Source organism: Marmoricola sp. RAF53 (assembly GCF_052114005.1).
Lineage (GTDB): Bacteria > Actinomycetota > Actinomycetes > Propionibacteriales > Nocardioidaceae > Marmoricola.
This window is the reverse complement of the sequence record NZ_JBFRDX010000001.1, coordinates 170130-194632: the sequence shown is the minus strand read 5'-3', so window position 1 is coordinate 194632 and position 24503 is coordinate 170130. Positions and strand designations below refer to the sequence as shown.

Below are 24503 nucleotides of genomic sequence, written 5' to 3'. Positions count from 1 at the left end.
CCTGCTCCCGGGGCGGCCCGGTGCGCTACTGGAGGGCGCTACTGGAGACGGCGCTACTGCGGCGTGCCGCCGTACAGGTACGTCGGCTGGTACGGGTTGCAGCCCTTGGCGATGCACTGCGCCTTCAGGTACGCGTCGACCGACGGGTAGCCGTCGATGGCGGCGCGCTGCTTGGCGGCCTCGGCGCGGCTGACCGCGAGCTCGGCGTTCGCCTGGGCGGCGCGTGCCCGGGCCTCGGCCTCCTTCGACTGCGCGTCCGAGACGGCGGCCTGCTCGCGGGCGACCGCGTCCTTGAGCTCCTGGTTCTTCGGGTCGGGGGTGCCGACCAGGACGGAGATGCCGTCGAAGAACGAGCCCTTGGCCGTCTGGTCGAGCAGCGAGGTCGAGGACTGCAGCGACTCGTTCAGCTTCTTCTCGATCTCGACCTTGGTGGCCGGGTTCTTCCAGACGTCGCGCCAGTTGTACCCCTGCACGATGCGGTCGAGGGTCTGGTCGGTCGGGTCGCCGATCAGCTTGCGCAGCAGGGTGATCCACTCGGCGTTGTAGGAGCCGTCCTTGGCGAACTCCACGCCGTACCGGCGCGCGTAGCGGGTGTAGAAGTCCTTCAGGTCGTCGCAGTCGGTCTTGAGGGTGAACCGGACGGTGACCGGGATCAGCATCTCGACGTTGTCCAGGGTGATCGACTTCATCCGGCCGGTGTCGGAGCCGGTCTGGCCGGTCGCGTCCCACTCCCGCTCGGAGGTCGGGAAGTAGTGGTAGTCGTCGTTGGTCTGCCAGAACCACTGCCGGTCGTTGGACGGGATGCAGCCCTTGACCTTCTTCGCCTCGGCCGGTCCGGCGCCGACCCGGATCGCGACCATGTCCGACGGCGTGTTGTAGCCGGTGCCGAACTGGGCCGCGACGAGCAGGGCCAGGCCCAGGCTCCCGACCAGGGCAAGGGCCAGGATCTTGCCCTTGGAGAACGTCATGCGGTGACTCCTACGTCGATGCGACCGGCGGTGCCGCCGGGTGCCGCACCGAACGGTGGGCGGCGTCGGATCCTAACGGCTGCGGTACGGCGTGGGACGTCGAATTGTCGGTGCGCGGACCTACTTTGGAAGGACGGACGAGGTCGAGGGACGGCCTGGAGCGAGGCGGTGGGACCGATGATCGACTGGGACTCGGACGACTGGGGCAACGGCGTGACCTACGCCCGGGACGGGTCCTGGGTCACCGACCGTCACGGCTCGGACCAGACCGACCAGGACTGACGCCGCTCGAGACGGCGGGTTCCCGAGAATAACGGACACTGTTACTCTCCGAAACGCTCGAGCAGCATCCCCACCGCCCGTCCCCCGCAGCGGTGGGGGTGCCTCGGGCGTCAGCGCGGGCCGGGCAGGGAGCTCGCCTCGTCCGCGGACAGCGTCGTCGTCACGTACGTCGTGAAGATCCGGTCGATCTGGTCGGCGTCGACGAAGCGCGGGCCGTCCGGGGTGTCGACGTTGATCCCGTCGAACACGTCGACCGGGGCGTCGACCAGGACCGCCGCGACGGTGCCGAACTCGCGGCCGTCACTGGTCCGCATCGGCGTCCCGGGCTGCAGGGCGGTGTAGGCGATCGGGGTGGGTTCCGCGTCCATGCGGTTCACCGTACCGCCGGAGCGGACCGGCGGACGGCGTACCGGACGTGGGTCGCGTACGACGAGCTCCAGGTCCCGAGCACCTCCAGCTCCAGGTCGAGGTCGAACCCCTCGAAAAGCCGCTTGCCCCCGCTCAGGACGACCGGCGCGGTGGAGAGGGCCAGCTCGTCGACCACGCCGGCGGCGAGCCCCTGCCGGATCAGGTCGGCGCCGCCGCCGAGGCAGACGTCCTTCCCGTCGGCGAGCTCGCGCGCCCGCTCCAGCGCCGCGTCGAAGCCGTCGACGAACAGGAACCCGCTGCTCGGGTCGGGCTGGTCCTCGGTCCGGTGGGTCAGCACGACCAGCGTGCCGGGGAAGGGGTTCGTCCCGCCCCAGGCCCGGCCGGCCTCGTACATGTTCCGGCCGACGACCGCCCCGCCGAGGTCGGCGGTGAGCGTCTCGTAGTAGTCCCGGTCCGGGCCGTGCATCCCCTCGGTGTCGTGACCGTCGCCGGCGTACGTCCACGGTCCCCCCATCACCCAGTAGTGCAGCCGCTCCCCGCCGATCCCGAGGCCGTGCTCCGGCCCGTCGGCGGGGCCGACGACGTAGCCGTCGACCGAGGTCGTGATGGTGGCGATGACCTTGCCCATGGTGTTGATCGTGCCCCAGGCACCGGCGTCCGATCCACCCTCCGGGACTACTCAGCGCCGACCCGGACCACCCAACCGCCGCCGCGTGCGCCCCCTGCACCCGCGTACGCGTTCCTACGCAGACACCGGCGCCGCCCTCGTGCAGGGCCGCCCCGCGGTTGCCTGGATGCCACACACCCCACAGGGACCACGAGGAGACCGCCATGACGAACCGCAACGCGTTGTCCGGACAGATCCGCCGGCCGATCCCGATGATCCCGGTCCAGGACGACCAGGTGCTGACCGCGATCGACGTCGTCGCCGGCTACGACCCGGCGGACCCGTACGCCGTCTCGTTCGCGTTCGGCGAGCCGGTGTCCGCGGCCGTCTGGACCTTCTCCCGCGACCTGCTGATCGACGGCGTGACCGCCCCGACCGGCGAGGGCGACGTACAGGTGTGGCCGTGCCTGGACGTCGACGGCCGTGCGACCGTCGTCGTCGAGCTCCGGTCGCCGACCGGCGAGCTGGCCCTGCAGGTCCTGACCAAGGACGTCCACGACTTCGTACGCCGCACGCTCGACGCGGTCCCGCTCGGCACCGAGTCCGACCACCTGGACCTGGACGCCGCCGACGCCTGGCTCGCGTCTCTCGGCGACGCGGGCTGACCCGCCCGGCAGAACCTGACGTAGCCTGGATCGCGTACCGGTACGACCGAGGGAGACGACCGTGACGACGATGCCGACCAACCTGCTGGAGCAGCTCGAGCCCGTCGTCGCGGACAACCTCGACCGGCACCTGTCGATGTCGCAGGAGTGGCATCCGCACGACTACGTCCCGTGGAGCCAGGGCCGCGACTTCGCCTTCCTGGGCGGCGAGGACTGGGACCCCGGGCAGTCCCGGCTCTCCGAGACGGCCAAGGCCGCGATGTTCACCAACCTGCTCACCGAGGACAACCTGCCGTCGTACCACCGGGAGATCGCGACCCGCTTCGGCCGCGACGGCGCCTGGGGCACCTGGGTCGGCCGCTGGACGGCGGAGGAGAACCGGCACGGCATCGCGATCCGCGACTACCTCGTGGTGACCCGCGGCGTCGATCCGGTGGAGCTCGAGCGCGCCCGGATGGACTACATGACCTCCGGCTACGACTCCGGGGACAAGACCCCGCTCGAAGCCGTGGCCTACGTGTCCTTCCAGGAGCTTGCCACCCGGGTCTCGCACCGCAACACCGGCAGGGTCACCGGCGACCCGGTCGCCGACAAGCTGCTCGCCCGGATCGCCAAGGACGAGAACCTGCACATGGTCTTCTACCGCAACATCGTCGCCGCGGCGCTCGAGATCGCCCCGGACGCGACCATGCGCGCGATCGCCGACGAGGTGATCGGATTCGAGATGCCCGGCGCCACCATGGCCGGCTTCCGCCGCAACTCGATCATCATCGCGAAGGCCGGGATCTACGACCTCCGGCTGCACCACGACGACGTGATCATGCCGGTGCTCCGGCACTGGGACGTCTTCGACCGCACCGACCTCGGCCCCGAGGGCGAGCGGGCGCGCGAGGAGCTGAGCGCCTTCCTCGTCGCGCTCGACGAGCAGGCGACCAGGTTCGTCGACCGGCGCGAGGAGAACCGCGCCCGGGTCGCTGCCCGCGACGACGGCGCACCGCAGGACATCGTCGCGTCCTGAGGGCGGCTCAGCGCCGGTCCGCCGACACCGTCTCCCGTCGCTCGCGCCGCGACCGCACGGCCAGCGCCGTCGCCGGCAGGACGAGCAGGGTGACGGCCCCGGCGCCGACGAGCGCCGCGGCGTTGGCCGGGAGCATGGTGCCGTTGTCCAGCCCGATCTGGGTGATCGCGACCAGGAGCGGCAACGCGGTCGGGGCGAGCAGGCCGAGGTCGACGAGGTCGGGACGCGGGAGCACGCCGCGGAACGCGACGATCGTGGGGATCCCGCGCACCACGAGGAGCAGGACGAAGAAGACCACGAGACGCTGCGGTGCGTGGGCGATCGAGTCGATGTCGAGTCCCATGCCGGAGGAGATGAAGAAGATCGGGATGAAGAACCCGTAGCCGATCACGTCCAGCTTGTGCTCCAGCGCGGCCGCGCCCTCCTGGGGACCGAGCAGGCGCAGGACGAACCCGGCGAGGAACGCGCCGAGCACCACGTCGAGGCCGAAGTCGAACGCGACCGCGAGGAAGAGCACGAGGAGCAGCACGGTCGCCCGCACCGAGGCCTGGGCGGTGTCGTCCAGGTTGGCGCGGTAGGCCCGCTGGATCCAGGTGCCGTTGATCAGGCGCGGGAGGTAGCTCAGCAGCAGGGCGAGCACGCCGACGGCGGCGAGCGAGACGAGGGCGACCACCTCGCCGCGCGAACCCAGGAAGACCGCGATGGCCAGCACCGGGAGCATCTCGCCGACGGCCCCGGTGGCCAGCACCGAGCGCCCGAACGTCCCGCCGCTGAGGTCGTGCTCGCGCAGCAGCGGGAGCAGCACGCCGAGTGCGGTCGTGGTCATGGCGAGCGAGACGGCGACGTAGGAGTGCACGAACCCGGTGGCGGCGAGCCCGCCGACCAGGACCAGGGCCAGCGCGAGCGATCCGAACCACGCCACCAGCGCGCGCTTGGTCACGGCGTCGCGCAGGATGGCGGGCTCGACCTCGTAGCCGGCCACGAGGAAGAGGAACCCCAGTCCGAGCTCGGCGAGCACCTGGATGCTCTGCGGGTCACCGAGCTTCAGCACCTCCGGCCCGATGACGATGCCGCCCACCAGCAGCAGGACGACCTGGGGCAGCCGTCCGCGCAGGAGCACGTCGAGGAGAGGGGCGGCGACCGAGATCAGGGCGACCCAGACCAGCGTGTCCAGCGCGGTTCCCTCGTCCACCTCCTCACCCCGTCGCCGGCGACCAGGACCGAGGGGCGCGCCCCGGGCTCAGCAGGTCTCCTCGATGTCGGTGATCAGCTTTCCGATGTCGCTGCCGAACGCCGTCAGCTCGGACTTCACCTTGGACGGATCGGACGTCGTCGGATCGGTCTTCAGCGCCTGGACGCTCTCCAGCAGGGTCTGGTACCCGCCCTGGATGGTCTCGACCTCGGCCGAGAACTCGGACTTGGCGTCGGCCTTGACCGCCAGCAGGTCGGTCTTCACGTCCCCGAGGCCGCTCTGCAGCTCGTCGAGGGCTCCCGGGGCGGTCGGGTCGAGGTCCTTGACCTGGGCGACCGACGACTTGAGGCTCGCGACGGAGTCGCAGACCGGCGCCTGGTCCGATCCGCCGCAGCCGGCGAGCGACGCGGCGAGCGCCAGGCCGGCGACGCCGGCGCCGCTGAGCGTGATGGTCCGTCTCATGGGTTTCTCCTGGTTCGCCTCGGTCCCGGCACGACGCCGGCCAGCACGCCTGTCACAACGCCTGCCCGACGTCGCGGATGTTCGACTTCGCCTGCTGCCACGCTTCGGCGACCTCGCCGGAGAAGACCAGCTTGCCGACGGTGAGGGCGAAGCCCTTCACCTCCTCGACCGTGGTGTGCGGCGGTACGGCGAGTGCCCGCGGGTCGGTGACGAAGTCGATCAGCGCCGGGCCGGGATGGCTGAACGCCCGTTCGATGGCCGGCCGGATGTCGGCGGCGCGCTCGACCCGTTCGCCGTGGATCCCGGCGGCCGTCGCCAGCGCACCGAAGTCCGGGTTCTGCACGTCGGTGCCCCACGGTTGGTAGCCGACGACCATCATCTCGGCGCGGACCATGCCGAGCGTGGAGTTGTTGAAGATCATCAGCTTGACTCCGATGTCGAGCCCGGCGGCGGTGAGCAGCTCGCCCATCAGCATCGAGAACCCGCCGTCCCCGCAGAGCGCGACGACCTGCCGGTCCGGGGAGCCGACCTTGGCGCCGATCGCCTGCGGCATCGCGTTGGCCATCGAGCCGTGGCTGAACGAGGCCAGGATCCGGCGGCCGGGCTTCATCTGCAGGTACCGGGCCCCCCAGACGTTGCACATGCCGGTGTCGACGGTGAAGACGGCGTCGTCCTCGGCGAGGTCGCTGAGCGCCGTGGCCACCATCTCGGGACGCAGGCCCTGGCCGCTGCCCTCGTGGTTCACGTAGGTCTGGATGCCCTTGACCATGTGGTGGTGGTCCTTGAGGACCTTGTCGAGGAAGGTGGTGTCGCCGCGTGGCTCGAGCCGCGGGATCAGCGCGCGCAGGGTCTCCCCGACGTCGCCGGCGAGCCCGAGGTCGACGGCGGCCCGCCGGCCCAGGTGCAGCGGCTTGTCGTCGATCTGGATGATCGTCTTTCCGCCGGGGAGGAACGCGTGGTACGGGAAGTCGGTGCCGATCATGAAGAGCAGGTCGCACCCGGCGAGGGCCTCGGTGGCGCCGCCCCAGCCGAGCAGCCCGGTCATCCCGACCGCGGCCGGGTTGTCGGCCTCCAGCACGTCCTTGCCGCGGTAGGCGTAGGAGACCGGCGCCCGCAGCACCCGGGACAGCTCGAGCACCTCCGCGCGCGCCTCACGGGTGCCCTCGCCTCCGTGGATGGCGATCTTCTTCGCACCCGCGACGAGCTTGGCCGCCTTGTCGAGCGCTTCCTCGGTGGGGCGCATCACCGGCGGGTCGGTGAGGATCGGGTGCGGGAGCATCGGGTGCTCGACCTCCTGGGCGGCGATGTCCCCCGGGAGGATGATCATCCCGACGCCGCGCTCCAGGATGGCTGCCTGCAGCGCGAGCTCGGAGACCCGCGGCATCTGCTCGGCGGTCGAGACCAGGCAGCAGTAGTGGGTGCAGCCGGAGAAGATCGCCACCGGGTTGGTCTCCTGGAAGTACCCGCTGCCGATCTCGTTGCTGGGGATGTGGGTGGCGATCGCGAAGACCGGTGCGGCATTCCGCTGGCAGTCGTAGAGGCCGTTGAGCAGGTGCAGGCTGCCCGGGCCGGAGGAGCCGAGGACGGCGGTCGGCCGGCCGGAGACCTGCGCGTCCGCGCCGGCCGCGAAGGCGCCGGCCTCCTCGTTGCGGACGTGCACGAACTCGATGTCGCTCTGGTGCCGTCGCAAGGCGTCGACGATCGGGTTCGCCGAGTCCCCGACGATCCCGTAGACCTTCCGGATCCCGGCCTCGACCATCTGGTCGATGAGGATCTCCGCCACCGTCTGCGCCATGGTCTGCCCTTTCCGTGGTCGGCCGGGGATCAGTGCTCGATCGGAGTCAGTGCTTGATCGGGAGGTAGGCCGGCCACCACATCGCGTCGTGGACGGCTTGGATCGGGTCGTCCACCGGGACCCGGGCGATCCCGGCCGCGGTGGCCGTGTTGATGACGTCGACGGCGACGGTGGCCGAGACCTCGCGCAGGCGCGAGATGTCCGGCAGCAGGCCCTTCGCGGGATCGCTCGGGTCCGCCAGCTCGGCCAGCGCGCGGGCGGCGGCGATGAACAGAGACGGCGGCATCGTCGCCGCCCGGCAGACGATCACGCCGAGACCGAGCCCGGGGAACATCAGCGCGTTGTTCGCCTGCCCGATCCGGTACGTCGTGCCGTTGCGCTCGACCGGCCCGAACGGGCTGCCGGTCGCGACCAGGGCTTGACCGTCGGTCCACTCCAGGATGTGCGCGGGCGTCTGCTCGGCCAGCACGGTCGGGTTCGACATCGGCAGGATGATGGGCCGCTCGCAGTGCTGGTGCATCGTCCGGAGCACTTCTTCGGTGAACGCACCGGTGACACCGGAGGTCCCGACGAGCATGGTCGGGTGCAGGTTCTCGACCACCTGCAGCAGCCCGAGGGTGCCGTCGGCGGCACGCCAGCCCGCGACCTCGTCCGGGTCCTTCGCGTACGGCTGCTGATAGTCGTACAGGTCGGTCATGTCGCTGGTGAGCAGGCCGGGGCGGTCGAGGAGGTAGATCCGGCCCGCCGCCTCCTCGGCGGTGAGCCCGTCCTCGGTCATCGCCAGCGCGATCAGGTCCGCGATGCCGACGCCGGCCGAACCGGCCCCGAAGACGACGATCTTCTGGTCGACCAGCCGCCCGCCCGCGACCCGTACGCCGGACAGCACGCTGGCCAGGCCGACCGCGGCGGTGCCCTGGATGTCGTCGTCGAAGGTGCAGAGCTTCTCGCCGTACCGGGCCAGGATCCCGCGGGCCGGCGGCCCGGAGAAGTCCTCCCAGTGCAGGATCGCGTTCGGGAAGCGTGAGGACGCGCTCGCGACGTAGGCGTCGATGAACCGGTCGTACTCCTCGCCGCGCACCCGGGAGTGCCGCAGGCCGAGGTAGCGCGGGTCGTTGAGCAGCTGCTCGCGGTTCGTCCCGACGTCCAGGCCGACCGCGAGCACGCGGGCCGGGTCGATGCCGGCCGCGACGGTGTAGACCGCCAGCTTGCCGATCGAGATGTCTATACCACCGACGCCCCAGTCGCCGATGCCGAGGATGGCCTCGGCGTCGGAGGCGACGATCAGGTCGATGTCGTCCGCCCCGAGTCCGGTGCTCGCCAGCGCCCGGTCGACGCCGTCGATGTCGTCGATGCTCAGGAACAGGCCGCGCGGGCGGCGGAACAGGTGGCTGAACTCCTCGATGGCCGCACCCACGGTCGGCGTGTAGACGATCGGGAGCATCTCGTGGACGTGCTCGCCGACCAGCTTGTAGAAGAGCACCTCGTTGCTGTCGTGCAGGTTGGTGAGGAACACCCAGCGCTCGATGTCGGAGCCCTTGGCCTTGAACTGCTCGTAGGAGCGGGCCACCTGTTCCTCGAGCGTCTCGAGTCCGCGCGGCAGCCGCCCGTGCAGTCCGAGGTGGTCCCGGTCGGCCATCGTGAACGCCGTGCCCCGGTTGATCTCCGGGTCGTCGAGGACATCGAGCCCACGGGCGTGGATCTGGACGTGACGCGACCCGTCGGCGGCGTCTCCGACGGTGTACTTCCTCGACGCCATGGGTGCTCCCTCCCCGTCGTGTCGGCCCAGAGCTGTCGAAGACCGACACACCACGAGACCACATCGCACCCGGGCTGGGCAATGCTCATCCGGCCGCCCAGATCGGGAGGTGCCCTTTTCCAGAATTCGGTCCTATGGTGCTGGGGTGCCCTCAGTGCGGGGAAAGGTGCGCGCCGGAGTCGCAGTGCTTGCGGCCCTGGTCTTTCTCGTCGCCTGCTCCACCTCGCACTCCGCCTCGGAGAAGGCGAAGGCGCAGCAGCTCGTGGCCGCGACCGAGTCGGCCGACGTGGCCCCGGGACTCACCGTCCAGGCCGCCGAGGCGCTCTACGGGTCCTCGGCACCGCAGCTCTGCGACGCCCTCGACGACGGCATCAGCACCGCCGAGCAGCTGCTGCTGACCGGCAACCCGTCCGGCCGCCGCGGGAAGCTCGTCACCGACGACGCCATCACCTACGGACGGCTCGTCGTGCAGACCTACTGCCCGAAGAAGATCTCGGAGTACGACGACCTCGTCGACGACATCGACGGGACCGAGGTGACCCGATGAGCGAGCAGACCCCGGTGGCGACCTCGAGCCAGGAAAGCCCAGAGGGCAAAGAGGGCCCAGAGGGCAAGGAGGGCGCGGCGAGCACGGCCGCCCTGATCGCGTGGCCCGCGCTGGCGATGATGATGGTGGCGAGCGTCGGCAGCATCGCGCAGCTGTCGGACTCGGCGACGTTCGGCATCGGCGCGGTGACCGTCTACCTGATCCCGGCGCTGCTGTTCCTGCTGCCCGTCGGCCTGGTCTCCGCGGAGCTCGCCACCAGCCACGAGGGGGGCATCTTCGTCTGGGTCCGCGAGGCCTTCGGCGACCGAACCGGCTTCCAGGCGACCTGGTTCGTGTTCATGAACAGCGTGACGCTCTACCCGGCGCTGCTCTCGTTCGGCGCCGCGGCGCTGGCGACCGCGTTCGGGCGCCCCGACCTCGCCGGCAACGGCCTCTACGTCGGCGCGGTGGTCCTGATCGGCTTCTGGACCGCCACCTTCGTGGTCTCGCACGGGATGAAGGCGACGGCGGGACTGAGCAACCTCGGGGTCGGCCTCGGCACGATCGTGCCCGCGCTCGCCCTGATCTTCTTCATGTTCGCCTGGCTCATCGACGACCGGCCGTCCGCCGCACCGCTGGAGGTCGCGGACCTCACCCCGCCCTTCACCGGGTTGTCGAGCATCGCCCTGGTGGTCGGCACCTTCGTGGCGTTCGCCGGGCTGGAGGTCAACGCGGTGCACATCAAGCACCTCAAGGGCCGGCCGAAGTCCTACTTCAAGGCCGTCATGATGGCCGCGGCGACGGTGTTCGTGATGTACCTGCTCGGCTCGCTGGCCATCTCGGTCGCCGTCCCGGACAGCAGCCTGGAGCTGACCTCGGGAGCCTCGCAGGCCTTCAGCGTCTACGCCGACGGCTTCGGGATCCCCGGGTTGTCGAACGTGCTGTCCGGGTTGCTGGTCCTCGGTGCGGTGGCCGCGTCGATCGCCTGGATCGCCGGACCGAGCCGCAGCATGTGGCTGGTCGGCCGGGCCGGCTACCTGCCGCAGCGGTTCCAGCGGACCAACAAGAACGACGTGCAGATGCCGATCCTGATGTTCCAGGGCGTGATCGTCACCATCCTGGCGCTGGTCTTCGTGGTCGCCCCGAACACCTCCGAAGCCTTCGCCATGCTCCAGGCCATCTCGATCATCCTCTACATGGGCATGTACGTGTGCATGTTCGCCGCCGCGATCAAGCTGCGCCGCAGCCAACCCGACGTCGAGCGGCCGATCAGGATCAACGGCCTGCCGCTGATCGCGGCGGTCGGCATCCTCGCCGCGCTGTCGGCGATCGTGCTCGGGCTCACCCCGCCGGCGGGCTACTCGGTCATGCCCTGGCAGGTCTACGCCGTCGTCATCGCGGCGGGCGTCGTCGTGCTCGCGGTGCCGGCCCAGCTGCTGTACAAGTTCCGCCGCCCGGAGTGGGCGAGCATCGACATCGACGAGGCCGAGGCCCTGGCGGCCGAGGACCAGTAGCGCAACACCACCAGGCGTCACGAGAGGGAGGGAGTCACCATGCTCGATCTGGCCAGCTACACCCCGAAGGGGGACAAGAAGAACTCCGACTACTTCGAGGAGTACCTGCCCAAGGTCTACGACCGCCGGAAGTCGGCGGGTCTCGACCAGATCGTCGGGGACACCGCCGCACTGGTCGTCCAGGTGGAGCACGGGGACGGCGTCGACTACCTGGCCGAGCTCGCCGCGATGGGGCCGTACCGGCTGGTGGCCGCGCGGCTCGGCGAGACGCACAAGATCTACGTGCTGCAGTCGCGCCCGGAGTTCCCGCGGATGATCGTGCTGGAGCCGCTGACGGCGTCGTACGAGGACGCGACCACGCGCTGGAACCTGCTCTACCCGCTGGCCCGGAAGAAGCCGAACGCGCGCTACATCGGCGAGGTCTACAAGGCCGAGTCCACCAAGGCCGTCCGGGAGGCGCTGGAGCCGCACAACGTCCGCTTCGCCTACCCCGGCGACACCGTCAGCCCGTTCTACGCGCTGCCGCACCTGACGTTCACGTTCATGTCGGACTTCACCTACAACCGCGTCGGGTACGTCGACGTGGACCTGGACGACCTCGACGAGCTCGGGCTCGGCGAGCCGATCAGCCTGACGGCCGACGAGCAGGGCAAGCTCGACCGCGCCGACGCGCTCCAGGCCGAGCACGGGATCAAGGACCTGGTCCTCGGGGTCGACCACGCCGCCACCCGGATCCTCGCCGGCGACCGGGAGAACGCGCTGCTGGAGTACCTCACGATGGTGCCGTACTACTTCTGGGGCGCCTACAACATCAACGAGATGAACTCCTCGACCAACGTCACCCGGCACCCGGACATCGACGACGACAAGAAGTCACCAGCGCGGGTGTTCACCGCGAACAACACGCCCTCGATCGTGAACTCGTTCGAGAACCTGCCGATGCCGACCGAGGACTTCGTCCGCAACTTCGGCCGCCGGATGCACCACATCGCGATGGCGGTGATCGACGGTCACGTGGCCGAGGAGAAGAACGTCGACTACGTCGTGCGCCAGCTCTCCGAGATGGGCACCCCGTTCCTGGCCCACGTGGTCGGGGAGTGCAAGGACGACCCGAACCTGAAGCAGATCTTCTCGAAGAGCTCGCCGTACTCGCTGCTGATCACCGAGTACGTCGAGCGCTGCCACGGCTACGAGGGCTTCTTCACCCGCGACAACGTGGCCGCGCTGACCGCGGCCGCCGGTGCCGACGAGCGGTACGAGCACGGACATGTCTTCGACTGAACGGAGTGGAGCTTCATGATCGAACGCATCCGGACCAAGGCGCTGTGGGCGGTGATCGTCCTGGCGATCCTGGTGGTCCCCCTGGTGATCTGGGTCAGTCCCTGGTGGCTCCTGGCCGAGATCGTGCTCGTGCCGCTGGTGCTGCTCGGCATCTACGACTACTTCCAGCTCCGGCACAGCATCCTGCGGAACTACCCGCTGGCCGGCCGGATGCGGTTCCTGCTCGAGGGCATGGGCCCGGAGCTCCACCAGTACCTGGTCGAGAACGACACCGACGGCCGGCCCTTCGACCGCGACACCCGCTCGGTGATCTACGAGCGGGCCAAGAACGTCGGCGACAAGAAGCCGTTCGGTACCGAGCAGGACGTCTACAACGCCGGCTACAGCTGGCTGAGCCACTCGATCTCCCCCCGGCCGATGATCGACGACCCGGAGGCGAACCTGCGGGTGACCATCGGCGGCGAGCAGTGCACGCAGCCGTACTCGGCCTCGGTGCTCAACATCTCCGCGATGAGCTTCGGAGCCCTCGGCCAGGCCGCGGTGCGGGCGATGAACCAGGGCGCGAAGGCCGGCGGGTTCGCCCACGACACCGGCGAGGGCGGGCTGTCGCGCTACCACAAGGAGGCCGGCGGCGACCTGATCTGGCAGATCGGCACCGGCTACTTCGGGTGCCGGGACGCCGACGGCGACTTCGACCCGGAGGCCTTCCGCGCCAACGCCACCCTCCCGCAGGTCAAGATGATCGAGATCAAGGTGTCCCAGGGCGCCAAGCCCGGTCACGGCGGCATCCTGCCGGCGGCGAAGGTGACCGCGGAGATCGCCGAGGCGCGGCTGGTCCCGGTGGGCAAGGACGTCTTCTCCCCGACCTACCACAAGGCGTTCTCGACGCCGCTGGAGATGTGTGCGTTCATCGCCCGGCTCCGGGAGCTCAGCGGCGGCAAGCCGGTCGGCTTCAAGCTCTGCGTGGGCGATCCACGGGAGTTCGCGGCCATCGTGAAGGCGATGATCCAGACCGGCACGTACGCCGACTTCATCGTCGTCGACGGCGGCGAGGGCGGCACGGGTGCGGCGCCGTTGGAGTTCTCCGACTCGCTCGGGGCGCCGCTCAACGAGGGTCTCCTGGTGGTCCAGAACACGCTCGTCGGCGCCGGGATCCGGGACCGCTTCAAGATCGGCGCCAGCGGCAAGATGGTCACCGCCTCGGCGATGGCCCGCTCGATGGCGCTGGGGGCCGACTGGTGCAACTCCGCGCGCGCCTTCATGTTCGCGGTCGGCTGCATCCAGTCCCAGCGCTGCCACACCAACCAGTGCCCGGTCGGGGTGACCACCCAGGACCCGAAGCTCCAGCGCGCGCTCGACGTACCGGACAAGTCCCAGCGGGTGCACAACTACCACCGCAACACCGTGCACGCGCTGGCCGAGATGATCGCCGCGATGGGCCTGGACCACACCAGCGAGATCACGCCGGACCACGCCGTACGACGGGTCACCCAGTTCCAGGCCCTGGCGTTCAGCGAGATCTACGACCACCTCGAGCCCGGTGCCCTCCTCGCCGGGACGGCGCCCGCGCGGTTCCAGGGGTTCTGGGACCAGGCGTCCGCCGAGTCGTTCCGGCCGTGGTCGGCCTCGGAGCGGGCCGTCCGCGGCTGAGCGGGCGCCCGAGGACTGCATGGCAGCGCGTTCCGACCACCGGGTCGTCATCGTCGGCGCAGGCTTCGGAGGCCTGTTCGCGGCGAAGTTCCTGCGGCGGGCGCCGGTCTCGGTGACGGTGGTCGACCGCCGCAACTACCACCTGTTCCAGCCTCTGCTCTACCAGCTGGCGACCGGCATCCTGTCGCAGGGAGAGGTCGCGCCCCCGATCCGCGACGTGCTCCGCAAGCACGCCAACGTGACCGTGGAGATGGCCACGGTCACCGGGTTCGACCTGGCCGGGAGGAGGGTGACCGCCATCCGGCCCGACGGCACCGAGCGCAGCTACGGGTACGACAGCCTGATCGTCGGTGGCGGGGCCGACCAGTCCTACTTCGGCCACGACGAGTTCGCCCGGTTCGCACCCGGGATGAAGACCATCGACGACGCCCTCGAGCTGCGCGGCCGGATCTTCGGCGCCTTCGAGATGGCCGAGAGCGAGGACGACCCGGAGGCGCGTCGCTCGTGGCTCACCTTCGTCGTCGTCGGCGGCGGCGCCACCGGGGTGGAGCTCGCCGGGCAGATCGCCGAGCTCTCCCGCTCCGGGCTCGCCGGCAACTTCCGGCGGATCGACCCGAAGGACGCGCGGGTGGTGCTCGTCGACGGCGGGCCGGAGATCCTCGCCGCGTTCGGCGACCGGCTCTCGCAGAAGGCCGCCCGCGAGCTGGAACGGCTCGGCGTCACCGTCCGCACCGGCATGGTGGTCAGCGGGGTCGACGCCTTCGGGGTGGACGTGACGGCGCACGACGGCACCCGGGACCGGATCGCGTGCCGGACGAAGATCTGGGCCGCGGGGGTCGCCGCCTCGCCGCTGGCCGGGATGCTCGCCGAGGCCAGCGGGGCCAGCTGCGACCGGTCCGGCCGAATCAAGGTCCTGCCCGACTGCACCCTGCCCGGTCACCCCGAGGTGTTCGCCATCGGCGACATGATGGCGCTCGACGACCTCCCCGGGGTCGCCGAGGTCGCGATGCAGTCGGGGATCCACGCGGCGAACACCGTCAAGCGGCGGCTCCACGGCAAGGACCCGGCCGACTTCACGTACCGCGACCTCGGCAGTATGGCCACCGTCTCGCGGTTCCACGCGGTCGTGAGCTTCAAGGGCATCCGCGCGTCCGGGTTCCTGGGTTGGCTGATGTGGCTGGTCGTGCACCTCACCTTCCTGACCGGGTTCAAGAACAGGATCTCGGCGCTGCTGCACTGGGCGTGGACCTTCCTCGCCGGCAGCCGGGCGGAGCGGACGATCACGGTCCGCCAGGCCGTCGGCCGCGTCGCCCTCGCCGACGCCGGGGCGGACGACCTGAGCCGGAGCGTGCCCGCCGCGGATCCGGGAGAGGAGGACGGCCGGTGATCCCGCTCGACGCACTCGGTACGACGGTCCTGGCCGTCGACCCGGTCCCCTGGGCCCGCTCGCAGATGGCGTTCACCCTCGCCTTCCACATCATCCTGGTGCCGCTCGGGGTCTCCTGGTCGGTGATGACGCTGACCGCGAACTACCGCGGCATCAAGCACGGCGACGCGGACGCGCTCCGGCTGGCCCAGCGCTGGTCGAAGTACATGGCCGTGACGTTCGCCGTCGGCGCCGTCACCGGCACCGTGCTCTCCTTCGAGTTCGGGCTGCTCTGGCCCAAGTTCATGGGCCAGTGGGGGGCGGCCTTCGGCGTCCCGTTCGCGTTCGAGGGCCTGTTCTTCTTCACCGAGGCGATCTTCATCTCGATCTACATCTTCGGCTGGCGGCGGCTCCGACCGTGGGCGCACTTCTGGACCGGGGTCCCGATCGCCGTCGCGGGCGTCTTCGGGGCGATCTCGGTCGTCGCCGCCAACGCCTGGATGAACTCGCCGCAGGGCGTCACCCTCGACTCCGCCGGCAAGGTGGTCGACGTCGACCCGATGGGCGTGATCTTCAACGACGCGATGCCGCTGATGTCGGCGCACATGGTGATCGCGGCGTACCTGGTCGGCGGCTTCATGGTCGCCTCCGTCTACGCCGTCGGGATGCTGCGCGGGCGGCGCGACCGGTACCACCGGATCGCGTTCCTGATCGCGTTCACCGTCGCGTCGATCGCCACGCCGGTCCAGATGGGGGTCGGTGACGCGCTCGCGCGGTGGGTCTTCGACAACCAGCCGACCAAGTTCGCGGCCATCGAGATGGTCACCGAGACCAGCAGCGACGTGCCCGAGGTCCTGCTCGGCCACCTCGACTCCGACGGCGAGGTCGTCGGCGGGCTGCCGATCCCCGGCCTCGCCTCGTGGCTCTCCGACCCGTCCACCGGGAAGAACACCGTCGTCCAGGGGCTCGACGAGACGCCGGCGGCGGACCGGCCGACGATCCACGAGGTCAACGTCGTCCACCTCGCCTGGGACGTCATGGTGGGCCTCGGCACCCTGCTGTTCCTCTTCACGCTCTGGTACTGGGCGTCCTGGATCTTCCGCCGGGACATGCCGCGGAGCCGCTGGTTCCTCCGCGGCGCCGCCGCCTCGGGCTTCCTCGCGGTGGTGACCCTGGAAGCCGGCTGGACCGTGAGCGAGGTCGGCCGGCAGCCGTGGATCGTCTACGAGAAGATGAAGGTCGTCGACGCGGCCACCGCCAACACCGGCATCTGGATCACCTTCGTCGGCGTGGTCGTCCTGTACGCCGGCCTCGGCGTCACCACGATCCTGGTCCTGCGGATGATGTCCCGGCGCTACCGCGAGAACGGCCGTCTCGAGGAGACCGGCGTTCCCTACGGGCCCAGTGAGCCACCCAGTGAGCCACCCGGCGAACCGACCGACGAGCGGAAGGTGCCGGTCTGATGGCCGACGCGGCAGCGGTCGTCCTCTTCGTCGCGATCACCATGTACGCGATCTTTGGCGGCGCCGACTTCGGCGCCGGCTTCTGGGACCTCGTGGCCGGCGGGACCCGTCGCGGCGGGCGGCCGCGCGAGGTGATCGACCACTCGATCGCCCCGGTGTGGGAGGCGAACCACGTCTGGCTGATCTTCGTCTTCGTCGTGCTCTGGACCTGCTTCCCCGATGCCTACTCCTCGATCATGCTCACGATGTTCGTGCCGCTGACGCTGGCGGCCCTCGGCATCGTGCTCCGCGGCGCGAGCTTCGCCTTCCGCAAAGCGGTGTTCCGCACCCGCGACCAGCGCAATTTCGGCGCCGCCTTCGCCCTCGGCTCCGTGCTGGTCCCCTACTGCCTCGGCGCCGTCGTCGGCGGGGTCGCCTCGGGCCGGGTGCCGTCGGGCGGCAAGGCCGGCGACCCGTGGGACAGCTGGGTCAACCCGACCTCGGTGCTCGGCGGGGTGCTGGCGATCTGCGTCGCGGCGTACCTGGCGGCGTTCTTCCTGGTCCGCGACGCCGAGCGGCTCTCGGACGAGGAGATGGTCGGCTACTTCCGGGTCCGGGCGCTCGGCGCCGGCATCGCCGCCGGGGTGGTCGCGCTGGTCGGGATCTTCGTCCTGCACGAGGACGCGCCCTACCTGTACGACGGCCTCACCTCACGCGCGCTGCCCCTGGTGATCGTGTCCGGGCTCGCCGGTGTCGGTGCGCTCGTCCTGGTCCTGCGCCGGACCCGGGGCGTTCCCCGGTGGACGGCCGTCGTGGCGGTCGGCAGCCTGATCGTCGCCTGGGGGGTCGCGCAGTGGGACTACCTGCTGCCGGAGTCGCTGACCGTCTCCGAGGCAGCGGCCCCGGACGGCACGATCGCGGCGGTGCTCGTCGCGACCGCGGTCGCCGTCGTCCTGATCCTGCCCGGCTTCGTGCTGCTCTACGTGCTCGACCAGAAGAGCCTGCTGCCCGAGGAAGGCGTCGCGGAGCCGTCCCCGGGACCGGGCTGACCCGGTCACTTGAGGATGTTGATCGCCCGCGCGAGCACCACCGCGATCACCGCGAGGGAGACGAGCGACTCCCACACCATCAGCATCTTCGCGGTCCGGCTCAGCGGCATCGTGTCCGTGGGCGAGAACGCGACCAGGTTGGTGATCGACAGGTAGAGGTAGTCGAGGAAGCGCGGCCGCCAGTTGTCGAACTGGTCGGAGTACTCGCGGATCGCGTCCTGGGTGAACCAGAACGACATCTGCTCCACGTCCGGCTGGACCCGGCCGTTCGGGCCGCCCCGGTCGAGCTGCCAGAAGAGCAGCCCGAAGCCGACCGCCATCACGACGAGGACCTGCGCGCCGTCGCCCAGGAGCTGCTGCACGGTGACCGGGCGGGCGGCGAGGACGTCGTCGATGACCAGCACCGCCGAGGTCGTCGCCGAGACGACCAGGACGAGCGCGAGCAGGTAGCGCGCACGTCCCAGCAGGTGTCGGTGGGACCGCAGAGCACCCTCGCCGAGCAGCAGCGCGACGCCGAGCGCGATCTCGATGGCCGGGGCGAGGACCGGCGGCCCCAGCACGATCCGGTCGCGCATCGCGAGCTGGGCCGCGACGGCGATGGTGACGCCCGCCAGGGGTGCCAGGCGCTCGCCGAGCGGTGCGTACCCGGCAGCCTCGTTCGCGTCCGTCACGATGCTCCCTCCTGAGGGTGATCATCGCGTTCCCGGCCGGTCCGCACCAGGGGACGGTCCGCACCGTCGGTCGGGCTGCCGTGTGCGGACCTTCCGGTCTCGCGGCGGCGCGCGTAGGGTCGGGATTCTCCTGTCCCCACGGAAGGGGCAGCCATGACGGGCCTTCGGAAGCCTGGACGCATCGCGGGGCTCTGGTTCATCGGCACGTTCCTCTTCTCCATCCCCGCCGTGCTCCTGTACGACCCGGTGCTGAACGACACCCGCTACATCCTGGGCTCGGGGCTCGACGCCCGGATCGCCCTGGGCGCGCTGCTGGAGATCGGCGCCGCGATCTGCAACATCGCGACCGCGGTCGTCTTCTTCCCGGTCCTGAAGAAGGTCAACGAATCGGTGGCGCTGGCCTACGTCGCCTCGCGCACCGTCGAGTCCACGCTGATCGTCGCCGGCCTGATCAGCCTGATGAGCGTCGTGACCCTGCGCGACGACCTCGGCGGGACCGCGGGCGCGACCTCCCTCACCGTCGCCGGGCACACGCTCGTCGCGTTCCACGACTGGACGTTCCTCCTCGGCCCGCAGTTCTGCTCGGGCCTCGGCAACGGGATCCTCCTCGGCTACCTGATGTACAAGTCCGAGCTCGTGCCGCGCCGGATGGCGATGCTCGGCCTGATCGGTGGACCGCTGGCGTTCCTCGGTGGGGTCCTGGTGCTCTTCGGGACCCTCGAGAACCCGAGCGGTGCCCTCTTCGCCCTGACGGCCGTGGAGATCGTGTGGGAGGCCTCGCTCGCCATCTACCTCACCGCCAAGGGGTACCGGCCGTCACCGCTCCTCGCCGAGCCGGGTCCCGTGAGCTAGTCGTCCTCCGCCGCCCGGCCGTGGGCGACCGGGTCCGGTGACCCGTTACCGTCGCGTCGTGGACATCGCCGCTCGTATCAGCTCCGGCCAGGGGGACTTCCTCCTCTTCGCGGTCACCCCGCCCCGGAAGTCGACGCCGGCCGAACGGCTGCCGGAGATCGCGCGCGCCACCGTCGAACGCCTCGATCACCTCGATCTCGACGGCCTGGTCCTCTACGACATCGACGACGAGAGCTCCCGCAACCCCGAGGAACGGCCGTTCCCGTTCAGCCCCACGGTCGATCCCGCCGAGTACCGCGCGGACCACCTGCGGCAGTGGCGCACTCCGGTGATCGTCTACCGCGCCGTCGGCAAGTACCAGGGCGAGCACCTGCGCTCCTGGATCGCCGACCAGGACCCCGGCCGGACCCTGTCGGTGCTCGTCGGTGCCGCGTCGAGCGAGGCGTCTCCGGCGGTCTCGCTCGCCGAGGCGCAGGCGATGAGCGCCGAGCTCAACCCGGACCTGCTCCTCGGCGGGGTCGCGATCCCGGAACGTCACAGCCGCCGCGAGAACGAGCACCTGCGGCTGATCGCGAAGCAGGAGGCCGGCTGCCGGTTCTTCGTGACCCAGGTCGTGTACGACCTCAACGCGGCCAAGAACCTCGTCTCGGACTACCGGTACGAGTGCGCGTCGCGCGGGTTGGCTCCGGTGCCGATCGTGTTCACGTTCTCCGTCTGCGGCTCCCTGAAGACCCTGGAGTTCCTGCGCTGGCTCGGCGTCGACGTACCGAGGTGGATCGAGAACGACCTCCGGCACGCGACCAACCCCCTGGCGGCCTCGCTGGAGCAGGCCGCCGCGACAGCGGTCGAGCTCATCGACTTCTGCCGGCGACTCGACGTGCCGTTCGGCCTCAACGTCGAGAGCGTCTCGATCCGGCGCGAGGAGATCGAGGCGTCGGTGGAGCTGGCGAGCCAGCTGGCCGGGCACCTGCGCAGGTAACCGGGCCGTGCCGGGCTGTGCCGGGCCGACCGGTCAGGTGCCGTCCTCGGTCAGGGACGTGGTCGGCAGCCAGTCGGCCCCGAGGAGCCGGGCGAGGTCGGCGAGGCCGGTGGTGTCGCTGCCCACCGTGTCGGAGGCTGCGGCGATCCGCTCCACCATCACCTTGCCGACCTGCTCCTCGACGGTTCCTTCGGCGTACGCGATGTGCCACGGCGAGACCTGGTGGTCGCGGTGGGTGCGGCCGGTCACCTGCCGTCCGGCGATGCCCGAGAAGCGGGCCTGGTGGAAGACGCCGACCCGCGGCTCGGTGCTGGCCCGGCGGCCGTCGGCGAGGGTCTCGCCGGCGTGCAGGCTGATCGAGGCGACCGTGGTGAAGACGCAGACCTTCGCCTGCCCGGTCTGGAACCGGAGCCGCTCGTCCTCGACGTCGAACCGGTCGCGGCCGTAGATCGTGGCCACCTCGATCCCGGAGTCACGCAGCCGGTCGGCGATCGGGTCGGCTGCCGTCGCGACGAACTCGACCGAGCACGCCACCTGCCGTTCCGCCTGGACCTGCTGGGCGATCCAGGCGACCGTCGAGTCGACCCGGATCAGCCCGGCCTTCTGCCGGAAGCGCAGCAGCGCGGCCCGGCCCTTCGCGACATTGCGGCCGCGGCGGGCGAGGTCCATCTCGCGGCAGAACTCGCCCCACTCGGCCTCGTACGCCGTCCGCTCCTCCGGGGTGAGCGCCACCGGCATGCCGGAGATCGGCACCGGACCCCACGGCGCGGCGCGGTGCAGCATCGCCGGCGGCCGCTCTTCGTCCAGCCAGCCGCGCACCAGCTTGAGGTCCGCGGCGCGCCGTGCCGGATCGGTGGTCCAGGTCGCGCCGTAGCGGCCCTGCTCCACCCCGACTCCGTGGCGTTCGAGCGCGGCGGCGAACGCGGCCCCGGGCTGCGTCGCCGAGGTCCACTCCTTCATCGGCTCGCCGAGCACCTCGGCGTAGGCCGGCGCCAGGTACGACAGCTCGAGCGGCGTGTGCCCGGGCGTCGCGGTCGTCGCGATCACGAACGGCGCCTTGTCGTGCGGCTTCCCGTGCCCGGAGATCCGCGCCCAGAGCTTCCACCGCTTCGTCGTCGTACGCCGCAGCGCGTGCGCCTCGTCCGCGATGATCACGTCCCAGGTGTGGTCGGTGACCTTCTCCAGCCGGTCCCACGTGATCACGACCCAGTCCAGACCTCCGTCGCCCAGCGCGGTGATCGTGCGGCACCAGTGGCCGATCGTGATCGCGGCGGGCCGGTCGGCCACGACGAGGACCCGGCGCGCGCCGCGGAGGTCGCCCACCGCCGTCGCCCCGAGGACCGCGGAGATCGTCTTGCCCACGCCGGGCTCGTCGGCGAGCAGGAACAGCCGCCCGCCCGCCGCCGCGCGCGCCGCGATCGCATCGGCCGCCTCGAACTGGATCCTCCGCGGCTCCAGCGCGTCGGTCGGCTCGGGGCTGGGTGCCGGATCGCCGGGGTTGAGGGTGTTCTCGACGAACCGGCCGAGCGTGTACGGCCCCGGCGCGTACGGCGCGAGGTGTGCGGGCAGGGCGCGGCCGACGTACAGGTGGGTCTTGACCGCCGGGTGCCAGCTGGCGCCGTCGACCTGGGTCCCGTACGGGACGTCGAGCACCCACAGCCGCTCCCCCGGCCCGGCGACCGGCAACGGCCGCGGTGTCGCGCTGCGTCGACGAGCACGGGAGCGGCGCGGACTGGGCATCCCCGGACGCTACCCGGCCCTAGGAGACCAGCGGCGGTGCACCCACCGGGACCTCCACCGGCTTCTCACCCGGCTGCTCACCCGGCTGCTCACCCGGCTGCTCAACCGGCGCGTGGTCCAGGTCCGGCAGCAGCCGGTCCAGCCACCCGGGCAGCCACCAGTTCGCGTCGCCCAGGAGCTTCATGGTGGCCGGCACGAGCACCAGCCGTACGACGGTCGCGTCGAGGAAGATCGCCGTGGCCAGTCCCACTCCCATCATCTTCACCACCGGGTCGCTGCCCAGGACGAAGCCCGAGAAGACCGCCACCATGATCAGCGCGGCCGCGGTGATGGTGCGCCCGGTGCCGGCGATCCCCGCGATGACCGCGCGGGTGTTGTCGCCGTGGCGGCGGTACTCCTCGCGCACCCGCGACAGCAGGAACACCTCGTAGTCCATCGAGAGACCGAACAGGATCGCGAACATGAACAGCGGGATGAACGACACGATCGGCACCGTCGACTCCACGCCGATCAGGCCGGCCGCCCAGCCCCACTGGAAGACCATCACGAGCACGCCGTACGCCGCGCCGACGCTCAGCAGGTTCATCAGGACCGCCTTCAGCGGCACCAGCACCGACCGGAACAGCACCGTGAGCAGGAGGAACGACAGCAGCAGCACGGCCGCCACGAAACGTGGCATCCGCTCCTGCACCCGGTCCCCGAGGTCGGCGAAGGTGGCGGTCTGCCCGCCGACGTGGGCGGTCGCCGCGGTGCCGTCGAGCACTGCCGGGAAGACCTCGCCGCGGAGCCTCGCGACGGTCTCCTGGGTGGCGACGTCCTGGGGCGACGTCGTCGGCTGCGCCACCAGCGTCGCCACGCCTGCGGTTCGATCGACGGCAGGTTCGCCGACCGAGGCGATGCCCGGGTCGGCCGCCACGGCTGCGGCCAGCGTCGTCACGACGCTCGGCTGGTCCGAGGTTCCGGCGTCCTGCGCGACGTCGACCGCGATCACCAGCGGCCCGTTGGCTCCCGGGCCGAACCCGTCGGCGATCAGGTCGTAGGCCCGGCGTTCGGTCCGCGCCTCGGGCTTGGTCCCGTCGTCCGGGAAGCCCAGGTCGAGCGCGAGGACGGGCGCGGCCAGGGCGATCATCAGGACCGCTCCCCCGACCAGGTACGCCGTCGCGTTGCGGGTCACGTGGGCGCCCCACCGGGACCAGCCGCTACCGGGTCCGTTTACGGGCCGCTGCGGCGCGCGCCGGCGTCCGTTGATCCGGTGCCCGGCCAGCCCGAGCAGGGCCGGCAGCAAGGTGACCGACGCGAGCACCATCACCAGCACCATCACGGAGATGGCGATCCCGCCCCCGGTCACGAACGGGATCCCCGCGACGAGCAACCCGAGGATCGCCACCACGACCGTGCCGCCGGCGAAGATCACCGCCTGGCCCGCGGTGGCCAGCGCCTGGCCGACCGCTTCGGGGACCGGCATCCCCTGGGCCAGGTGCTCGCGGTGCCGGGTCACCAGGAAGAGCGCGTAGTCGATCCCGACGCCGACCCCGACCATGGCCGCGAGCTCGGGCGCCCATGCCGGGATGTCGACCAGGTACGTCACCAGCTTCATCGAGGTGATGCCGACGACCAGCCCGAACAGCGCCATCCCGATCGGCAGCCCCATCGCGACGAGCGAGCCGAAGGCGATCAGCAGGACGACCATCGCGACGACGATCCCCCCGACCTCGCCGAGCCCGGCGGGCGCTTCCTCGAACGCGAAGAACAGATCGCCTCCGGCCTCCACCGTCATCGACGGGGACCCGTCCCGCAGCTCGGCGACAGCGCGCTTGAGGTTGTCCAGGTCGGAGGCGTCGAGCTGCCCGACCGCCGGGTACTGCACCCGCACGAGTGCGATGTCCCCGCGGGGGGAGACGCTGCTCGTCGTGCCGAGCACGTGCGGGAGTGCCTCCAGAGCGGCCTCGACCGGCACCAGCCGCGCCGCGGCGTCCGGGGCCTCGAGGACGACGTGGGCGGTGACCCCGCCCTCGTCGGCATCGGTCTCGGAGAGCAGCTGCGCAGCCTGGTAGGAGTCGAGGCCGGGCGCCTCGAAGCTCTCCTGGAGGTGGCGCCCGAAAGCGACGGAGGAGGCGACGACGACGAGCGAGAGGACGACCCAGGCGCCGATGGCGACCCAGGGCCGGGTGGCGGCAGACCGGCCCAGCCGGTAGAGGAGATTCGACATGGCTCCACCGTGGCCCGGCGGCGAGCGGCGTACATCGGGCCCAGGAGTGGGGTCCTCCTCGGCCGAAAGGACGAGGAGCGACTCGTGCTTGTGCCCCGTACGACGGGCCT

General features: G+C 70.8%; 21 protein-coding genes. 11 read left to right on the top strand and 10 right to left on the bottom strand.

Translation table 11 applies throughout. The annotated features are described in order from the left end of the window. Nucleotides 1-53: 53 nt before the first annotated feature. The 3 genes from AB4Y76_RS00900 to AB4Y76_RS00890 all read right to left on the bottom strand — a co-directional run bounded on the left by AB4Y76_RS00900 (nt 54) and on the right by AB4Y76_RS00890 (nt 2247). The gene (locus AB4Y76_RS00900) at nt 54-968 is read right to left on the bottom strand and encodes an SPFH domain-containing protein (RefSeq protein WP_441921513.1); all 915 of its coding nucleotides are present in this window, start codon (nt 966-968) and stop codon (nt 54-56) included. A gap of 392 nt (nt 969-1360) precedes the next feature. After that, entirely contained in the window at nt 1361-1618 is a 258-nt protein-coding gene (locus AB4Y76_RS00895; RefSeq protein WP_441921511.1) for a hypothetical protein, read from the bottom strand. Between the two features lie 5 nt (nt 1619-1623). Next, nucleotides 1624-2247, bottom strand: a complete 624-nt coding sequence (locus AB4Y76_RS00890; RefSeq protein WP_441921509.1) for a dihydrofolate reductase family protein — start codon at nt 2245-2247, stop codon at nt 1624-1626. 203 nt (nt 2248-2450) lie between these two features. On the opposite strand from AB4Y76_RS00890, the gene AB4Y76_RS00885 reads away from it, so the two are divergent. Together AB4Y76_RS00885 and AB4Y76_RS00880 are read left to right on the top strand one after the other, a co-directional pair. Beyond that, nucleotides 2451-2891, top strand: a complete 441-nt coding sequence (locus AB4Y76_RS00885) for an SsgA family sporulation/cell division regulator (RefSeq protein WP_441921507.1) — start codon at nt 2451-2453, stop codon at nt 2889-2891. Nucleotides 2892-2961: 70 nt separating this feature from the next. Then, entirely contained in the window at nt 2962-3909 is a 948-nt protein-coding gene (locus AB4Y76_RS00880) for an acyl-ACP desaturase (RefSeq protein ID WP_441921771.1), read from the top strand. 7 nt (nt 3910-3916) lie between these two features. Here AB4Y76_RS00880 and AB4Y76_RS00875 read toward each other — a convergent pair whose 3' ends face one another. The 4 genes from AB4Y76_RS00875 to AB4Y76_RS00860 are packed head-to-tail and all read right to left on the bottom strand — an operon-like array spanning nt 3917 to nt 9114. Next, on the bottom strand, nt 3917-5101 hold the full coding sequence (locus AB4Y76_RS00875; RefSeq protein WP_441921505.1) for a cation:proton antiporter: 1185 nt from the start codon (nt 5099-5101) through the stop codon (nt 3917-3919). Nucleotides 5102-5149: 48 nt separating this feature from the next. Next, nucleotides 5150-5563, bottom strand: coding sequence for a hypothetical protein (locus tag AB4Y76_RS00870; RefSeq protein ID WP_441921503.1), 414 nt, complete (start codon nt 5561-5563; stop codon nt 5150-5152). Nucleotides 5564-5615: 52 nt separating this feature from the next. Then, nucleotides 5616-7358 (bottom strand): thiamine pyrophosphate-dependent enzyme, encoded by a 1743-nt coding sequence (locus AB4Y76_RS00865; protein WP_441921501.1) that lies wholly within the window; start codon nt 7356-7358, stop codon nt 5616-5618. Between the two features lie 46 nt (nt 7359-7404). Beyond that, a complete protein-coding gene (locus tag AB4Y76_RS00860; protein ID WP_441921499.1) occupies nt 7405-9114 on the bottom strand; it encodes an NAD-dependent malic enzyme in 1710 nt (569 codons plus the stop codon). 184 nt (nt 9115-9298) lie between these two features. Here AB4Y76_RS00860 and AB4Y76_RS00855 point away from each other — a divergent pair, with 184 nt between their 5' ends. Genes AB4Y76_RS00855 through AB4Y76_RS00825 form a run of 7 tightly spaced genes read left to right on the top strand, consistent with a single transcriptional unit; the run spans nt 9299 to nt 17942 of the window. After that, nucleotides 9299-9661, top strand: a complete 363-nt coding sequence (locus AB4Y76_RS00855) for a hypothetical protein (RefSeq protein ID WP_441921497.1) — start codon at nt 9299-9301, stop codon at nt 9659-9661. After that, nucleotides 9658-11154 (top strand): APC family permease, encoded by a 1497-nt coding sequence (locus tag AB4Y76_RS00850; RefSeq protein WP_441921495.1) that lies wholly within the window; start codon nt 9658-9660, stop codon nt 11152-11154. Before AB4Y76_RS00855 ends, AB4Y76_RS00850 begins: the two co-directional genes overlap by 4 nt. A 39-nt stretch (nt 11155-11193) precedes the next feature. After that, entirely contained in the window at nt 11194-12435 is a 1242-nt protein-coding gene (locus AB4Y76_RS00845) for a hypothetical protein (protein WP_441921493.1), read from the top strand. Nucleotides 12436-12450: 15 nt separating this feature from the next. Then, nucleotides 12451-14085, top strand: a complete 1635-nt coding sequence (locus AB4Y76_RS00840; RefSeq protein ID WP_441921491.1) for an FMN-binding glutamate synthase family protein — start codon at nt 12451-12453, stop codon at nt 14083-14085. Nucleotides 14086-14104: 19 nt separating this feature from the next. Next, nucleotides 14105-15472 carry an NAD(P)/FAD-dependent oxidoreductase gene (locus AB4Y76_RS00835; protein WP_441921489.1) on the top strand — a complete coding sequence of 456 codons (1368 nt, stop codon included), beginning with the start codon at nt 14105-14107 and terminating at the stop codon, nt 15470-15472. Further along, nucleotides 15469-16914 (top strand): cytochrome ubiquinol oxidase subunit I, encoded by a 1446-nt coding sequence (locus AB4Y76_RS00830; RefSeq protein ID WP_441921487.1) that lies wholly within the window; start codon nt 15469-15471, stop codon nt 16912-16914. Before AB4Y76_RS00835 ends, AB4Y76_RS00830 begins: the two co-directional genes overlap by 4 nt. Then, nucleotides 16914-17942: a cytochrome d ubiquinol oxidase subunit II gene (locus AB4Y76_RS00825; protein WP_441921485.1), complete on the top strand. Its 1029-nt coding sequence runs from the start codon at nt 16914-16916 to the stop codon at nt 17940-17942. The genes AB4Y76_RS00830 and AB4Y76_RS00825 overlap by 1 nt, the downstream gene beginning before the upstream one ends. 5 nt (nt 17943-17947) lie before the next feature. Here AB4Y76_RS00825 and AB4Y76_RS00820 read toward each other — a convergent pair whose 3' ends face one another. After that, nucleotides 17948-18613: a hypothetical protein gene (locus AB4Y76_RS00820; RefSeq protein WP_441921484.1), complete on the bottom strand. Its 666-nt coding sequence runs from the start codon at nt 18611-18613 to the stop codon at nt 17948-17950. A 153-nt stretch (nt 18614-18766) separates the two neighbouring features. On the opposite strand from AB4Y76_RS00820, the gene AB4Y76_RS00815 reads away from it, so the two are divergent. Continuing rightward, the gene (locus AB4Y76_RS00815) at nt 18767-19465 is read left to right on the top strand and encodes a DUF4386 domain-containing protein (RefSeq protein WP_441921482.1); all 699 of its coding nucleotides are present in this window, start codon (nt 18767-18769) and stop codon (nt 19463-19465) included. Between the two features lie 58 nt (nt 19466-19523). Continuing rightward, entirely contained in the window at nt 19524-20444 is a 921-nt protein-coding gene (locus AB4Y76_RS00810; RefSeq protein ID WP_441921481.1) for a methylenetetrahydrofolate reductase, read from the top strand. Between the two features lie 33 nt (nt 20445-20477). Here AB4Y76_RS00810 and AB4Y76_RS00805 read toward each other — a convergent pair whose 3' ends face one another. Then, nucleotides 20478-22184: a helicase gene (locus AB4Y76_RS00805; RefSeq protein ID WP_441921479.1), complete on the bottom strand. Its 1707-nt coding sequence runs from the start codon at nt 22182-22184 to the stop codon at nt 20478-20480. Between the two features lie 19 nt (nt 22185-22203). After that, entirely contained in the window at nt 22204-24393 is a 2190-nt protein-coding gene (locus tag AB4Y76_RS00800) for an MMPL family transporter (RefSeq protein ID WP_441921477.1), read from the bottom strand. Nucleotides 24394-24503: the final 110 nt, after the last annotated feature.

Coding starts and splice junctions, on each gene's coding strand:
- AB4Y76_RS00850 (WP_441921495.1), top strand. CDS start 9,658: ATGAGCGAGCAGACCCCGGTGGCGACCTCGAGCCAGGAAAGCCCAGAG.
- AB4Y76_RS00895 (WP_441921511.1), bottom strand. CDS start 1,618: ATGGACGCGGAACCCACCCCGATCGCCTACACCGCCCTGCAGCCCGGG.
- AB4Y76_RS00900 (WP_441921513.1), bottom strand. CDS start 968: ATGACGTTCTCCAAGGGCAAGATCCTGGCCCTTGCCCTGGTCGGGAGC.
- AB4Y76_RS00845 (WP_441921493.1), top strand. CDS start 11,194: ATGCTCGATCTGGCCAGCTACACCCCGAAGGGGGACAAGAAGAACTCC.
- AB4Y76_RS00880 (WP_441921771.1), top strand. CDS start 2,962: ATGCCGACCAACCTGCTGGAGCAGCTCGAGCCCGTCGTCGCGGACAAC.
- AB4Y76_RS00865 (WP_441921501.1), bottom strand. CDS start 7,358: ATGGCGCAGACGGTGGCGGAGATCCTCATCGACCAGATGGTCGAGGCC.
- AB4Y76_RS00870 (WP_441921503.1), bottom strand. CDS start 5,563: ATGAGACGGACCATCACGCTCAGCGGCGCCGGCGTCGCCGGCCTGGCG.
- AB4Y76_RS00800 (WP_441921477.1), bottom strand. CDS start 24,393: ATGTCGAATCTCCTCTACCGGCTGGGCCGGTCTGCCGCCACCCGGCCC.
- AB4Y76_RS00840 (WP_441921491.1), top strand. CDS start 12,451: ATGATCGAACGCATCCGGACCAAGGCGCTGTGGGCGGTGATCGTCCTG.
- AB4Y76_RS00835 (WP_441921489.1), top strand. CDS start 14,105: ATGGCAGCGCGTTCCGACCACCGGGTCGTCATCGTCGGCGCAGGCTTC.
- AB4Y76_RS00825 (WP_441921485.1), top strand. CDS start 16,914: ATGGCCGACGCGGCAGCGGTCGTCCTCTTCGTCGCGATCACCATGTAC.
- AB4Y76_RS00805 (WP_441921479.1), bottom strand. CDS start 22,184: ATGCCCAGTCCGCGCCGCTCCCGTGCTCGTCGACGCAGCGCGACACCG.
- AB4Y76_RS00885 (WP_441921507.1), top strand. CDS start 2,451: ATGACGAACCGCAACGCGTTGTCCGGACAGATCCGCCGGCCGATCCCG.
- AB4Y76_RS00860 (WP_441921499.1), bottom strand. CDS start 9,114: ATGGCGTCGAGGAAGTACACCGTCGGAGACGCCGCCGACGGGTCGCGT.
- AB4Y76_RS00890 (WP_441921509.1), bottom strand. CDS start 2,247: ATGGGCAAGGTCATCGCCACCATCACGACCTCGGTCGACGGCTACGTC.
- AB4Y76_RS00815 (WP_441921482.1), top strand. CDS start 18,767: ATGACGGGCCTTCGGAAGCCTGGACGCATCGCGGGGCTCTGGTTCATC.